A 15,846-nucleotide genomic window follows, 5' to 3' on the forward strand; every position below is an offset into this window, starting at 1 on the left:
TAGATAATCGTATTAACAATTTCCAATTATCGAGTGTAATAATCATTTAAAAGAGAGGCCATAAGACATGATGCTTAAAAGAACCCCTCGTTTAAAAAATACTAATATCGAACTTAATTTCAATCAGTTCGATTCATATCAACAAATCATTTAGGACGCGATTGATTACAGACCAAGCTATTTTAGTTTAACGCTTTGTATTAAGCAGACATAAGTAAGGTAAATATGAAGAAGTATATATGAGTTGCTGGCCAGTGAGATTTGCATAAAATGTGAGTTTCCATCTCTCAAGCAATAGTACTCACATCTTTTACGCTGGCTTTCGAAATACCACTAACCTGTCTGTTAATACATCCACCTCTAGCTTATTTTGCCTGGCTATATATTCGATGGTTTCTCGTCTATAGATAAAAACGTGGGTGGGGTCATTGCGGTAGTACCAGGTACTAAAATCAATCTGATCATTGTACACATCTGTCATAATCAGTAGCATGCCATTCGTATTTAAAATGGATACCAGTTGATCTATTTCCGTTTTAGGATTGTAGAAGTGCTCAAATACCTCACAACTAACAATGTAATCGTAGTGATTATTCAACAAGCTCTTATCGGGGGCAAAAAAGGGATCGTACTGAACGATGCTATAGCCTTGCTTACCCAGCATGCTTGATATGACAGGGCCGGTACCACTTCCAAAATCCAAGCCTTTATGGTGGGGCAAGAAATGCTCCAATACATGATTGGTTATGGGCATTGTAAAATTCTGGTAGCGTACATCATCCACATCGTTATTGTGGGTTTCGTAACGTGCTCTTTCTTCTTCGGGACTTAAGAAAAAGGCTTCATCTTTAACTATTGCTTTGCAAGTAACACAATCGTAGTATTGCTCTTCCAATTTATTAATCAGTGGCGAACCACAAAGTGTACACTTCATATTGGCAATGGTGTTTATTTTTTTGTCAATGTAGACTATTCTTTCCAATATATGGTGCCATTGAGGTGTTTAAAACAAATTTATTCCATTTGTAATATCGCACAGCGGATTAGCTAAATAACTTCATAATACAGGTACACTAAAAGCCGGTGATAAATCCAATTCGCTTGTATTTACCATGTTTTAAATCGGGTACCTTGGTCTGCACCATGTAATTGATGGCGATAATGCTTAAGTAGAAAGCTAACAAGTGTATGGCCGAAATCCACCATTGAAACGATTCTGCATCCTGGACGAGGGGGAAGAAGACATATTTGATTATAATGATGTGTACAAAATAGATGAATAAGGATTTATTACCAATGGCTGATAACAGGCTAACCTTATTGTAGGGAGTACCAATTATAGGAATGAGTACGCAGCAAAGGCCCAATAGCAATACGTAAAAATTGCCTTTTACAGGATAAAATAGTTCGGTATAGCCAATTCTAAAGTCTGCAGGGATAGCTCCGGGCTGCATGTATAAAACCACACTGAGGCCAATGAAAATAAGTCCTGCCAGATACCAATATACCTTATAGCGAACTAATGCTTGGCGGTGTTTGGCAAGTAAATAACCTAGCATGCAAACTCCTGACCATGGAAGCATAGGAAACCAACCACTTAACAGTGCCTGTTTTATAGCGGTAGTGAGTGAAAATTGCTTTATGCCGAATAATGATAAACTACTTAACTCAAATTGATAGTGTTCGAGCAGTATAATGCTTGCAAGAAAAATTGTACTTGTTATGATAAGCTGATAGTGTAAGGCTAATTTTCGAATGATTAGAACAAGCGATAGGGAAAAGGCAATTAAATACAGAACGTCAAATGTGTAGAAAGGAAAAATTCTCCATACGAAGGCATCAATGATAAAAGCAACTAATAAAATCTGGATAATTCTTTTAACCTGCGATTTGATTGGCTTACCTGCTTCTTCGGCCAAACATAGGGATACGCCGCTAAGAAAAATAAATATGGGGGCTGCAATCGAAAAAAGTAACCTTAAACCAAGTGGGCAATAATTAATGGGCACAAGGTAAGGCCAAGAATTGGCCGCTATCATTATTAATATAGCAAAGCCTCGAGCACTGTCAATTAAAGTATTCCGACTTTTTAATAAGGCTTGCTTTTTTCTACTCATCATCCTTGAATTATAATTCTTTAACGTGAATTGCTGCGTTGAAAAGTCTGTTCTATTACTTATACCGCACCAACTCCCTTTTACCCTACTCATATTGTGAAAAAAAAATACCTGCGCTGATTTATTCGGATGATAAGTCAATGATGACTGAAACTAACTTTTGAGCGTTTTTGAGCATAACATGAACTTTTTGGATTGAAAATCAAGCTCTGTACACTGCATCTTTGTAATGTAATAATTAACAAACAGTATTTATAAAAATTGAGAGTCATGAAACGACCATATAAATTTGATTAACCAAATTTTTACACGCGAGGATGATAAATTTTACTTGAGAGTTCCATGTGACAATAAAAAACAAAATACAAACACATGAAAAATTTAAAAGCAATTTTCGCAGTAGGATTATTGGTAATGGGATTAGGTTTTACCGCTTGTAGCAGCGATGATAAGTATGTACAACCTGAAGATCCCGTACATTTACCTGAAGATGCCAGTCCTCAAAATCCGATTGTACGACCCGATATTGAGCCAATGTCGTAGTATTAGGATAAAAATGTATTATTAATAGCTCTTAAACAACAAAGGCTGTTTGTCATAACGATAAACAGCCTTTGTTGTGTTTATGAGATAGCTGTGGATAAGCTTTACATGCTGTCGTTATTTAAGTACCTTGTATCTTCTTTCAATCAAATGGTTTTGTGAGAGCTTGTTAACTGATAACTTCCAATTAAAATTGTGATGTATGCCTATTTATATGGACCGACACGATCTACCTGGTGTAACTGCCAAAGATGTTGCCAAGGCACATAAGCAAGATTTAAAAGTTCAGGATCAGTTTGATTGTAAGGCCATAACCTATTGGTTTGACGAGGCACGACAAACAGCCTTTTGTTTAATTGAAGCACCCAGTAAAGAGGCAGTAGAAAAGATGCACGATTGCGCCCACGGTCTAATACCGAACGAAATAATAGAAGTTAATACCAAAGTAGTAGAGTCCTTTTTGGGCCGCATTGAAGATCCCGTGGTGGCTAACAAAGAAGAACCTTTGATACTTAACGAACCTGCTTTTCGGGTTATTATGGCATTGAACTTATGGTATGCCGACAGTATTTATTCCGAAGTGGAGATAGATAGAGTGCGCAAAAGTCAACGTATTCATAACGATATAATAGGGCAAACGCTATTGAAATTTGAAGGGAGAGAGGCAGAGCACAATCATGATGTATTACTTTGTTCTTTTACTTCTGTTCCACAAGCTGTGATGTGTGCTTTGGATATTCAGAGAAAATCAATTGCGTATAATTCCAGTGCCGGAACTAATGTTCATATTCAAATAGGTTTAAGTGCGGGTAGTCCGGTGATAGAGAGTAATGAGTTTTTTGGACAGACCATACAAATGGCCAGACACTTGTGTTATCTCTCTACCGATGATTGTATCATGGTATCTAACAGTGTGGCCGAGTATTGTCGAAAAGATAGCATTAACCTCTTGTATAATGTTGATTATGCCAGAATATTCGGTCGTTTGGATGAGCAGTTTATCAACCATCTTCTGCAGATACTTGATATTTATTGGAAAACGGAAGATTTCTCCTTGCGTGTATTGGCCAAAAAAATGGGGGTCAGTAAATCCATGTTATATCGAAAAGTAATAGCTCTAACGGGGCTTTCACCCAACGATTTTGTTAGGGAATTTAAACTATACAAAACCTTAAAGCTCATAGAAAAGCAGGCTAGTAACATATCTGAAATTGCTTATGGTGCAGGTTTTAGTAGTCCTTCGTATTTCTCTAAATGCTTTAAAAACTATTATGGCATAGTTCCTTCTTTTTACTCCAATTACGTGCATCAGGCACTATGAAAAAACTTCGTAGACTGTTTTGTTTGATCCATTTTTACCATTGTTTGGCTTAAATGTCGTAGTACGACCATTTGTTTCCCCCATATCTTCGCCAAAACAGAAGCTTTACGAATTAGTATGTTGACAAGTTGGTAGAAATACAAAACGATAGTCACATGAAACGAGCCAAGTAAATTTTAATTAAGAAGTTGCACACGGGTGCATGATTAAAATTTACTTGAGAGTTCCATCTGATCAATGAAAATAAATTTAAAGAGATGAAATCTTCAAAAACAATAAACACAGCAGCACTTGAGGCATTTAAAAGTGAACTAAGGGGCAAATTGATTCTTCCGGATAGTGCCAATTATAACGAATTGCGCAAAGTGTATAATGCCATGATTAATAAGTATCCAGGTATGATTGCTATGTGTGTGGATGTAACAGATGTGGTAACGGCAGTTAATTTTGCACGCAATAATGACTTGCTATTGGCAGTGCGAGGTGGCGGTCACAATGGTGGCGGATTGGGTATTTGCGACGACGGTTTGGTTATTGATCTTTCCGGACTTAAGAATGTGCGTGTTGATACCAAAAATAATACTGTGCGAGTTGCCGGTGGTAATGTTTGGGGCGAAGTAGACCATGCTACCCAATCGTATGGCTTGGTGGTGCCGGCAGGTATAATCTCAACAACGGGCGTTGGTGGGCTAACGCTTGGTGGCGGAGTAGGGTATTTGACCCGTAAGTTTGGACTTACAATTGATAATTTGCTGGAGGTGGATATGGTACTTGCCGATGGTAGTATCGTTACTGCTAATAAAGATGAAAATGCTGATTTATTCTGGGCTGTGCATGGTGGAGGTGGTAACTTTGGAATTGTCACGTCTTTTAATTTTCAGGCCCACCCACTCACAACGGTTATTGGAGGTCCAACGTTATGGCCTATTGATAAAACAGAGGAAATAATGGAGTGGTACCATGGTTTTATCCATAATGCGCCTGAGGATTTAAACGGTTTTATTGCCACCATGGTAATTCCCGGTGATCCGTTCCCTGAGTTTCTGCATAATAAGATGTTTTGTGGTATCGTGTGGTGTTACACAGGTGATGCCAAGAAATTTGATGCTGTGTTTAAAGAGGTAAGAGCTAAAGAGCCATTATTTGAGCTGGTTGGTCAAATGCCTTATCCTGCCCTACAAACTCTATTTGATGGTTTATTACCTCCGGGCTTGCAGTTTTACTGGCGAGGTGATTTCTTTAATGACTTAGGACCCGAAGTGTGCAAAGTACATAAGAAGTTTGGCTCATCCATACCAACCCCTTTATCACAGATGCATATGTATCCCTTGAGTGGTGCCGCTAGTAGAGTTGGTAGCACCGATACCCCATGGGCTTATCGCGATGCTAAATACGCGGGTGTTATTGTGGGTATTGACCCCGATCCGGACAAAGCAGATGAGATTACCAGCTGGTGTAAAAATTATTGGGAAGCCTTGCACCCCTATTCTGCCGGCGGTTCTTATTCTAACTTTATGATGGATGAAGGGCAAAATCGGGTTAAGGCTAGTTATCGTCATAACTACGCCCGATTAGTTGAGATCAAAACTAAGTATGATCCGGATAATCTGTTCAGTGTAAACCAGAATATACAGCCTAAATAAGGCTCAGTTATTTTGAATGATATCGATTACTAATGCGAATCAACAGTTGAAACAGGTATTTAATTCGCATACCGTCTTGTATTAGTCTTGACCTTGGCTGCTGAGCATTAAAACAAGGTTGTTTGGTCGTAAAATTGTGATTTGTTGAGTGCCTGACGAAGGAAGGTATGAGTTTTCGCAATTAAGACAGAAGAACCGTACGTTTTTATAGTTAGGCAGGCGCAGTCTTGATCTTCTTTGCTTCCTTTATTATATCAAGATAAAAAAGGAAGTCAGGGTGTTAGGGATGAATTGAAAATCTATGGCATTCGATTGAAAATTTATTTTTGCCATAAAATTCCTTATTGTTTTAGATGTTTACGAGAATTTCAACCCTTGAGTGTAATTACTAATTTAACAACATATATTATGAAAATAGCAAAAGAAGACGTACCCGTGAAGATTAATACGCCAGTGGCTGTAGCACGACAGAAGACTGAATTTGGCGATGCAACAGGTTATGGTAAAATTAGTGGTGAGTATTTCACGCTAAAAGCAGGAACCGATTTTTCACCTTTACTCGAAGGGTTGAAAGATGATAAGTGCCAAACACCACATTGGGGTTTTGTGATCAAAGGAGATATAACAGTTGAATACACAAACAAAAGTCAGGAAACAGTGACAACGGGTGATTTGTTTTACTGGCCTCCAGGCCACACGGTGATGGTCAACAATGATTCAGATATAGTACTGTTTAGTCCTCAAAAAGAGCATACCGAAGTGATGGACCATATCTTGTGTAAGATAGAGGCATAGGATTGAGCGTATAGCTTAATATGAATTATACTAGTGGCTCGCATCTATATTAAGAATAATGCTCTTAATGATGCGAGCTGTAATTTTGATGATGAAAAAGTGCTGCTTTGTAGGCGTACCCCTTAATTAACAGCACGATATTCTGCCGGGCTGATGCCCGTTTTCTTTTTAAATACCTTACTGAAGTGTTGTGAGTATTCAAAGCCCAAGTCATAGGCTATTTGACTAACTGACTCGGTAGAGTTTAAGAGCTTGGTTTTGGCACGGTCAACAATAAAATGGTGAATGTGCTCTTGAGCGTTACGGCCCGTTTCTTTCTTTAGCAAATCACTGAGGTAATTGGATGATAGGTTGAGGGCGGCCCCACAATATTTTACTGTTGGCAGGCCTGTTTCCAGAGCTTTGTCGGTTGCATAGTAATCTTTAAGTACACTATCGAATTTGCTTACCAGGTCTTTATTTAAGTTCTCGCGTGTGTAAAACTGTCGGTCGTAAAAACGGGTGCAATAATCCAGCATCAGCTCAATGTTTGACACAATGAGTTTTTGACTGTGTTTATCGATGTTCATACAATACTCCTGTATAATTTTGTTTTTTAGCTCGCCAATGGTTTGTTTTTCAAGCTCCGATACATGCAGGGCCTCATTTACTTCGTAGGAGAAAAAGCTGTAATCATCAATGTGTTGCCCCAGGTGTGAGCGACGGATTAAATCGGGGTGGAAGTTGAGAGACCAGCCACCGCTACGAGGATTTTCATCCCATTTAACATCATCATCCATGGTAATAACTTGCCCTGGTGCCATAAAAATGAAGGTGCCCTCATGGTAATCGTAGTTATTACGCCCATAGCTAAAAGAGCCTGTATCACACATTTTAAACATCACCTGATACAAGTCAATGGCAATCTGTCGGCCAGCCAGATCTTTGTTAGGCCTAATGGTATCATGTCTGTATATTGAAACAAGAGGATGGGAGGGGGCTTCAAGTCCCAAATGCTCATGTATCTCAGAAATAGTATCGATGCGGAAGATGTCTTTCATGGTAGTTAATTTACACAAGATAATGTGGCTGTAAAAATAGTATTTACAACAGTGGTTGGTGTATATGTATTACGGTTTAAGGTATACATTCTACGGTTTTACAAAGTCATGCAAGTGACTAAGGTGTCTAAGCCTTAAACGGAAGGGCTTACTTTAGGAGCCTTCCACTGCCAGGCATACCAGATGATAAAGCTTGTTGTGGCAATTTCAATACAGCCAAAAAAGAGATAATAGTACGCAGCCTTACCAATAAACAGGGTCATAATCATGGCTAGTGTTTTGATGGCACCCGCTAGAATATTAGCCCATCGGTTGGCCCTATATTTTAAGATGCGTGAAAGTAAAACCATGGCAATGGGAATCTCCATCAAGATGGCACCGGCCAGTAAAAAGCTGGCATTGAGCTCGAGACCTTCAACCGTACCACTTAGATATTGCTTTAGAAGTTCCGAATCCATCAGACTCAATACATCGCAATACAGATAATTTAAGGTCACAAAAATCCATAGGGTTGAAAGAATGACTTTTCTATCTTTTTCTTTTTTGCTTGTAAGTTCTGTTGCCATGGTTTTGGGTTTTGTTAATGCCTAATCAATTTACACCCCTTAGCGCTGATTTGCAATCTTTGCTAAGGGGGCTTTTGATTAAAACAACTTCTGGTCAGTTAGTTTTCCGTGGTCGTAATATTCTTCTTTAGTTAATTCTCCTACTTCACTCCACATGGTTTGTTTGCCATCTTTCTTGTCTTCAACAAAGGTAGCGGTTGATGAGAGAAGGCCATTGGCATAGTACCAATTCCACTCGCCCTCTCTTACATTATTTTTCATCAAACCATTGGCATATAATTCACCTGTTTCGAAATAGACATTCACTTCGCCTGTTTGTTTGCCTAAGTGGTAGTTGCACTCTTGATACACTGTTTGTGATGTTTCATAGTAGGTATGCCATGTTCCTTCGCGTAAACCATTGGTAACCTGTCCTGATTCATGTATTTTTTCATCACCCAAATAATACGATTGGTAAAAACCATTACCATCTGTTACACCCGCTCTGCCATCGTTGTACCACGAGTTAGTTATGGTGTAGGCATCAGCCTTATAAATTCCTTCTTCCTGCACCTGACCGTTTTCAAAATAGCTAAGCCACTTACCACTTTTTAAACCATCCTTTACTTGGCCTGTTGCTAGCACCTGGCCCGATGCATAGTAGGTGTAGAAGGTTCCGTTGCCATCTTTAACAAGTTGTTGACCATGCTCATCCCAAACATTTTCAATAACTAGGCGCTCAGGTGACTCATGGGTGATAATGCTTTCTAAGTCTCCACTTTCAGAATAGATCTTCCACTGGCCCGTTGCATTATTCTCTTTCATTTGCCCCTCACTCGCCAGTTTGCCATTCTCATGATAGGATAACCACAGACCCTCTTGTAAACTTCTGTTATATAATCCTTCTTGCAATAGCTGTGAATTGGTGTACCATGACTTCCAGAGGCCCGTCATTCTGCCATTTTCATATCGCCCTGAATCTTGCTGTATACCGTTTTCATGGTAATTGATCCATATGCCATCTTCAAGTCCTAGTTTGTAAAAGCCTTCGGTAACAAGTTTACCTTGATCATTAAACCATTGCCACACACTATCGGGAGTTCCCTCGTTATAGTGGGCGATCAATTGAGTGTTACCATTCTCGTACCAATAGGTCCATTTACCCTCTTCTTTGCTATTTACTAATTCACCTTCCGACATAATGTTACCCGACTCGTAGTGATAAGTTTGATATCCACTTACACCATTGTTGACGGTGATTAAAAAAGTACCAATGGCGATGATCGATACTGCTACCAAAGGCATGCGTAATTTATAATTGGGAGGGTAGGCTTCAGTAGTGCCTTCCTGAATCAGTTTTATTTCTAGCTCCGACACGCGCCTAAAAGCTAACTTATATCCCTGAAATAGTGCTATGCCGTAAAATAATACATCTATTGGACTGAAGGATTCAGTTAAAACGTTAATTGTTGTGGTGAGATCCAAATACGATAATACCTCTAAATAACTTAATGATTGCTCATGGGCATAAAAACCAACCTGAGTGAATAGGTTACCGAGTAGGCAGCCCAATAAGGATAAAAAGGCACCCAGATAACCAAAATGCTGATCTATACCAGCGCCGAAAAAGCGTACGGAGTAACCAACAATAAGACCCACGCCAATGGCCATGTATCCAATTTGATATTCGGTGCTTACCGTTACAACAGCCCATAATACGCCACTAATTAATGTAGCTAGTAAACCACCAATGAGTGCATAATAAAAATCCTGATGTCCACGCAGCTTATCCAGTATGTTGCTACTGAGTCCTTGTAAAAGAGGCTGGTCATCCGTATTAGAAGTTTCATGAACCGTGTCCTGAACGAATTCGTCACGCTCAAAATTATCACACGATGTTTCAAAGTCTGCTTTTTGAGAAGTTATGCCGCATAATAATCCTTGTTGCATATCACTCTTTCGATTTGTACACTTCTTACAAAATTCGAGTTGCTCTTGTCTGTTCATAATGCTAGTAAATTGTAAATTTTATATTTCGTAGTTTCTTTTATTAGATTCTTTTGATACAATGAAACAACTTATAGTGATGGATCATACTCCCAAAAGTCATTATAGGATGAACTGTATTGTGTTCCTCCGCCTATGTATACCTTGTTATTGAATACATATGAAAAACCCTTGTTTCTTCCGCCTGGCTTTGCTTTGGATAATTTACTCCAAGTGTTGGAGGCCGGGTTATAACTCGAGAAAACCGTGTGGTAGGCATCGGGGAGAAGGTATAGCCTGTTGTTAAGGACGAACGTTACTCTTCCATCATAGTACAGGTTATCAGCTGTCTGATCGGCTTTGGGTGTCCATTTATTTGTTATGGGATTAAATTCCCAACACTCGTCAATCGCTGTTGTTCCATCACTGGTTAGTACATATGCTTTATTGTTTATAACGCCTCCAATATCGGCATGAGCACGGTAAATATCGGTAGGTTGAAAATTAGGCATTGTTTGCCATGTATTGGTATGAGGCGAATAAGACCAGAAGTTATTTTCTTTAGCTTCAGTTAAAATATAGCCCCGTTCACCAATGGAAAATGACCAGGCGTCAACATTATTTGTAACGGGAATATCCGCCATTTTCTCCCACGCATCATTTTTCTCATCGTAACGCCAAAAGTCCGTGAGTTCAGTCCTCGTCACCCGATCACTTCCACCTCCGATGTATGCTGTATCATTAATAACAAATGCAATACCACTTGTGCGGAGGACTCCAGGAAAGTCATTCAGCTGTGTCCAGGTATCTGTCTTGTAATCATACTTTAATAGTTTTGCGATAGCTTCATTGGACGAATTATCCTTACTAACATATATATATCCTGTTTCGCCAATTTGAAAAGGCATATAAAACTGGGCATATTTTTCCGATGGAATATCACCCTTTTGCAGCCAAGCATCGCGTATGAACAGTGCTCCCACAACTGAATCGCATTGACCACCAACACAAATTTTAATTGCGCTTGTGCGATCGTGATATTTTCCTTCGGGGAGGGTGAAGCTTACGCTATTTCTACTGGCATGGGTGATGCTTGCTATATTATTGATGCCTGTTGTAATGTGGTTGTACTTGGGGTCGTAGCAAAAGTTTTTACCGCTCAATGTTACCTCGTTGCCAATGCGAACATTTTTTTGACTGACCTGCTCAATAGTGGGAGCCAAGAGTTTTATGTCATGATTGTGGCGAGTGTTATATAAACTTACAGCTATGTTTACATGAGCAGTATCTGTGTCCAGTGGAATAATGGTCACAAGCTCATTTTCTTTTAAGGATAAAAGCTCTCCTGCTATTTGGTTAAAAGCAAGACTGGGTGTATACACATCAAAGTTTTTTCCCTGCAAACGAACAGTATCTCCGATAACAGCCGTAGAAGGTTCCATGCTGTTTATTTGAGGATTGAAATTAACAAGCAGGGTATCTGAATGCCAGGGATCGATGCAGTCCTCCTCATCTATCTGCGCTCGTAATAACATAATGGTATCGGCCGTAAAGGTGTAGGTATCTTTATCCACCATTATGTCACTCCACTCAATACCATCGTATGATTTTTGCCACTGCAGTGTTCCACGGTAGCTTGAAGGCTTAAGAATTAGCGTTTCGTTTTTATCGTTGCGAGTATCAAATGTGTGCTTTAACTGCTGTGCCTGTATCATGTTGATAAAACCGATAACAAAGACAAGACTTGTAATAAACAACTTTAAGGGTTTTGGCATGGCTTACTTTTTAACGATTCGGAATGCTGATGTTTTGTTAGCACTTTTAATGACAAAGAGGTAATGGCCTGGCAGGCAAAAATCTAGATTTAATACTGTTTGCCTGTTTTTGATTGGGCCCTCAATAATCGTTTGTCCACTTAATGAAAGTAATGCATACTTGTAGATAAGGTAATCATCGGGCTCCAATTCTATGGTTATTTGATTGGTGAAGAGCGTTGGATACACCTGAGCTTGAATTTGGTTCATATCATCGATACCAATATAGTCGTTGTATGAAATAGTAACAGCATCTTGTTTACTGCAGTTTCCATCGTCAACCGTGAGGTAGAATTCGGTTTTCTTATCTAGCTGGCTCACTTTAGGGTTAGCACTATATGGGTTATCTAAAAGTGCACGAGGTGCCCAGGTATAATCGTAATAGCTTAAGCCGCCTGTTGCGGTAGGGCTAGCACCCAGTGTGTGAACATATCCTGAGCTGATGGTGGTGTCGTTACCCGCATTAATACTAAGTTCGGGTGGCTGATGTACTTGAAGAGTAATGCTAACTTGTGCGTTTATGGGCCGGGTATATAGGATCAGTACGAGGGCTATTAAAACTAATGGTTTCATGGGGTGTTAATTTTAAAAAGTTTACCGTTGGCAATAAAAACATCATTTTGCTGAACCTTTATAATGTAGGTTCCTTGCGGCCATCCTTGTGTATTAATTTGCACTTGGTTTTCACCAGTCTGAGTTAAGAAGTAGTGTGACTTAATTTTTTGGCCCATCAGGCTGAAAAATTCAATTTGAGCAGGAGCTGCTATCGCTGTTTTAAAACTTATGTTGGCATGCTCAAGGCAAGGATTTGGTGATATCTTGACTTGTGCAATATCAGAGTGTGGGGTATTTAAAATACCAATCATTTCATCGCGCCAGGGGTATTTTCCTACTTGCACTTCTTCATGATTGAAATTAAATAGAAATATTCCATGGTCACTACCAATCAATACCTCATTTAATTCACTACTACCACGGTTAATGGTGCACATATTATTAAAGTAGCCAAGCCTGCCGTTGATAGTATCGCTCTCCCAGGTTGTTGCTGTTCGTGAGCTATTTAGTAATTTGAGTTGTGTGCCATTGCTATACAAAATGGAGTTGTCGTCATTGGTTTCTTTGATTAAGCCTACGGACTCTATCTTCGACGATTCCAGATCCATGTAATAACTTGGCTCAAGATTGAGGGCATTTAAAACGACTATTTCCCCCTCATCTGTGCCGGCTATAATATCTAGTTGATTATCGCCATCATAATCACCAGTTGTCAGGCTACAGTAGTTGAATTGATCTTCCTTCAATACTGTATAGTCTTTGCCATCGATAATGAAAATGCCCTTTTTATCGTTGTTGTGATCATACTCAATGCCAACAATTTCAAGTGCATCATCGTTATCAATGTTATCTATTTCTAAGGAATAAGCGTATGAGTTCCAGCGACCAATTTTCTCACTTTGCCATAGAATAGAATGGCTTTGGCCCGATAGAATATAAACAAAAGACTCATCACTTGACCAGCCCGAACCGGTACCAATAATGATTTCATTATTCGAATCGCCATTTATATCAGCCACTTCAATGTCACGTGTTCGCCTACTTCCTCTTAATTCAATTATGTGATCTACTGTATAGGAACTGGTATTATAAATGTATAGACGCGTTGCCGGAACGACATAACCGGTAAATTCGATGCCTACAATCAATTGATTGATGCCATCATTATTAATGTCAGCAATTTTAAGCGATGAAACATCATATCGATAGGCTTCACTGCGCCACTCTAAGGTGCCATCTTGTGCATTAAAAACATTTATTACACCTCCTTCGTGACTGCCGCTTGACTGTGCCGCCACCACGTATTCCATTTCACCATCGTTATCCACATCACCGTATACGACTGAAATAAAGGGGCTGTTGAGAGGGAAGTTGCGCCACTCTTCAGTGAAAGAATCAAAATCATATACGAACAAATAGTCCTCGCAGGTGCAGTGTCCGCCATCGGCCCAAACCAGTTCAAGTTGACCATCGTTGTTGGCATCGCCTATTGCCATGTTATTAACCCCTTCGTGGTGTCTATGAGTTGCTCGAATCAACTGACCATTGGCGGCATTGTATACCATTACACCGTCGTAGGTGGTGCCAAAGTATAATTCACGCAGTCCATTTAATGGGTTATCATAAACCTTTACGGATTCAACCGATGAGTTGGGATCGAGTGTCCAAAAGGTATGGTTCGTTTCAAAATTATAACAAACCATGTTGTCATAATTCGTCAAGTAAACGAGTTCCATAATCCCATCCTGGTTGGCATCCACTAAGTGAAATGGTGTTGAATAGCGATATATTTCAAATGTTGATTGTTGCTGGTACGATTCATCCGTAAGCTCAATAATATTTCCGCTAGAGTACACGAGTTCAATGTTATCGTCTGTATCTATGTTGCCAATTTGCAGATAGCTTCCACCCATTGGTATCTCCATTTCCTTGACTAGGTTAAGGCCATAAATAACTGTGGTGTCATTATTACAGGCAACTAATTCATCCTGATTATCATTGTCTACATCAAAAATTAATAAGTCGTTTATTGTTTCAAGGCCAAAATCTAAAGACTTGACCTCTTTACGGTTTTTTCCATCGAAAATATGTACGTGTCCATTTTGAAGAGCGATTATAATATCCAGGAATTGATCGTTGTTTAAATCCTTAAATTGAGTGGCACTAATTCTTGTTTCAAATAGTCTGCTTATCCACTCAAACGCATATGTGTTCTTGTTGTTATCATACTCCAGAATGTAAAAATACTCTTTGCCATTCCAACTATCTCCACCGCTTACAGCGGAGCATATGACCTCATTTTTACCATCATTATCAATGTCAATGACTTCCATTAGGTGCTCGCCAAGTTCATTACCAAACATACCAAATTGCCATTGTGCATTAACATTGGGTAACTGTCCCAATGCCAAAGCTATTTTCAAACAGAACAGTGAGAGTAGGAGTATTTTTTTCATAGGGCAGGAAAAAGAATTTGTTAGTTGATTGTGTACAGTTGTTTCGTCGTATTCATGTGTCATTCGTCATCGGAAAAAGGTATAACTGGCTTTTGTTAATCTTGTAAATTCCGATTCTGAAATACTAAAATATAATTTATTATTAAACTCAGCGAGTAATGTTGATAAATAACTATTTGCCACTGATGAACAGTGTGCAAGGATATTTAGCTCTTGAATAGGAAATTAAGTCTGTTGCATGGCTTATAACTCATGCGTGCTGTATATGTCGAACAGATATAATTTAAGGCGATACAAGGACTACTCGCGATCAACAGAAAATTGATAAATACACGCAGATTGATAAACCTCACCAGGGTGTAAGTGTGTTGATGGAAAATTGGCTTGGTTGGGATTGACGGGAAAATAATGAGTTTCTATACAAAAGGTAGTTTTGTACCTCAGCAAAGTAAGACTTTTTTCTATGTTATCTGTACTTAAAAAGTTGCCATCTCTATCCGGTGTCCACAAGCTGACAACCCGGCAGCCGTAATTGGTGACTTGAGCAATAAGGCCGTTTTTGTTTTTGAGTGTATACAAACTAACCTGCTTGTTGTCAATTACAGTTGTGAAATTCTGCTTGTCAACGAGCTTTAATTCGTACTGTTTGCTTGCGCACGAAACACTTAATGCTAGTATTAGGATAGAAATATAGAGTTTATTCATCTGCTTAATTATATTTTTATTTGTCAGACAGAACTCCCAAATAAATAAATTCTTTACCCTGCGTGCAACTTAATTGATCGAATTAGCATGGTGGTTTCATATGATTATAATTTGCTTTCATTTGCCATATGGAACTCTCAAGTAAATTTTATCATCCCACTGTGTGAAAATTTGGATAATCAAATATACATGGTCGTTTCATATACTCTAATTAATTACAAGTTTTTAAGCCACTTTATTAGTGGAGCTATTAATATTTTTCTCTCTCGGATCAAGACATATATAATCCTGACGATATGGTGTTTTGTTTTTAATGACGCTGTAAA

General features: G+C 39.0%; 13 protein-coding genes. 4 read left to right on the forward strand and 9 right to left on the reverse strand.

Annotated elements, in window-relative coordinates:
• Positions 1–310: 310 nt before the first annotated feature.
• Both FNN09_RS06695 and FNN09_RS06700 read right to left on the reverse strand, forming a co-directional pair.
• The gene (locus FNN09_RS06695; RefSeq protein ID WP_143300751.1) at positions 311–934 is read right to left on the reverse strand and encodes a class I SAM-dependent methyltransferase; all 624 of its coding nucleotides are present in this window, start codon (positions 932–934) and stop codon (positions 311–313) included.
• Positions 935–1,073: 139 nt separating this feature from the next.
• Positions 1,074–2,117, reverse strand: a complete 1,044-nt coding sequence (locus FNN09_RS06700; protein WP_185968907.1) for a heparan-alpha-glucosaminide N-acetyltransferase domain-containing protein — start codon at positions 2,115–2,117, stop codon at positions 1,074–1,076.
• Between the two features lie 372 nt (positions 2,118–2,489).
• Here FNN09_RS06700 and FNN09_RS21105 point away from each other — a divergent pair, with 372 nt between their 5' ends.
• The 4 genes from FNN09_RS21105 to FNN09_RS06715 all read left to right on the forward strand — a co-directional run bounded on the left by FNN09_RS21105 (position 2,490) and on the right by FNN09_RS06715 (position 6,419).
• Positions 2,490–2,660: a hypothetical protein gene (locus tag FNN09_RS21105; RefSeq protein WP_185968908.1), complete on the forward strand. Its 171-nt coding sequence runs from the start codon at positions 2,490–2,492 to the stop codon at positions 2,658–2,660.
• Between the two features lie 202 nt (positions 2,661–2,862).
• Positions 2,863–3,981 (forward strand): nickel-binding protein, encoded by a 1,119-nt coding sequence (locus FNN09_RS06705; RefSeq protein WP_143300754.1) that lies wholly within the window; start codon positions 2,863–2,865, stop codon positions 3,979–3,981.
• A 257-nt stretch (positions 3,982–4,238) separates the two neighbouring features.
• Positions 4,239–5,624: an FAD-binding oxidoreductase gene (locus FNN09_RS06710; RefSeq protein WP_143300756.1), complete on the forward strand. Its 1,386-nt coding sequence runs from the start codon at positions 4,239–4,241 to the stop codon at positions 5,622–5,624.
• Between the two features lie 408 nt (positions 5,625–6,032).
• Entirely contained in the window at positions 6,033–6,419 is a 387-nt protein-coding gene (locus FNN09_RS06715; RefSeq protein WP_143300758.1) for a cupin domain-containing protein, read from the forward strand.
• A 122-nt stretch (positions 6,420–6,541) separates the two neighbouring features.
• On the opposite strand, the gene FNN09_RS06720 is transcribed toward FNN09_RS06715, so the two are convergent.
• From FNN09_RS06720 to FNN09_RS06750, 7 genes are all read right to left on the reverse strand, one after another.
• Positions 6,542–7,459: an AraC family transcriptional regulator gene (locus tag FNN09_RS06720; RefSeq protein ID WP_143300760.1), complete on the reverse strand. Its 918-nt coding sequence runs from the start codon at positions 7,457–7,459 to the stop codon at positions 6,542–6,544.
• A gap of 134 nt (positions 7,460–7,593) precedes the next feature.
• Positions 7,594–8,025, reverse strand: coding sequence for a DUF6326 family protein (locus tag FNN09_RS06725; protein WP_143300762.1), 432 nt, complete (start codon positions 8,023–8,025; stop codon positions 7,594–7,596).
• Between the two features lie 78 nt (positions 8,026–8,103).
• On the reverse strand, positions 8,104–9,954 hold the full coding sequence (locus tag FNN09_RS06730) for a toxin-antitoxin system YwqK family antitoxin (RefSeq protein WP_185968909.1): 1,851 nt from the start codon (positions 9,952–9,954) through the stop codon (positions 8,104–8,106).
• A gap of 128 nt (positions 9,955–10,082) precedes the next feature.
• Positions 10,083–11,765, reverse strand: coding sequence for a hypothetical protein (locus tag FNN09_RS06735; protein ID WP_143300766.1), 1,683 nt, complete (start codon positions 11,763–11,765; stop codon positions 10,083–10,085).
• A gap of 3 nt (positions 11,766–11,768) precedes the next feature.
• On the reverse strand, positions 11,769–12,377 hold the full coding sequence (locus tag FNN09_RS06740; RefSeq protein WP_143300768.1) for a T9SS type A sorting domain-containing protein: 609 nt from the start codon (positions 12,375–12,377) through the stop codon (positions 11,769–11,771).
• Positions 12,374–14,815, reverse strand: coding sequence for an FG-GAP-like repeat-containing protein (locus FNN09_RS06745; protein WP_185968910.1), 2,442 nt, complete (start codon positions 14,813–14,815; stop codon positions 12,374–12,376). The genes FNN09_RS06740 and FNN09_RS06745 overlap by 4 nt, the downstream gene beginning before the upstream one ends.
• A 300-nt stretch (positions 14,816–15,115) precedes the next feature.
• The gene (locus FNN09_RS06750; RefSeq protein WP_221932436.1) at positions 15,116–15,520 is read right to left on the reverse strand and encodes a hypothetical protein; all 405 of its coding nucleotides are present in this window, start codon (positions 15,518–15,520) and stop codon (positions 15,116–15,118) included.
• Positions 15,521–15,846: the final 326 nt, after the last annotated feature.

The organism is Carboxylicivirga sp. M1479 (assembly GCF_007097485.1).
Classification (GTDB): Bacteria; Bacteroidota; Bacteroidia; order Bacteroidales; family Marinilabiliaceae; genus Carboxylicivirga.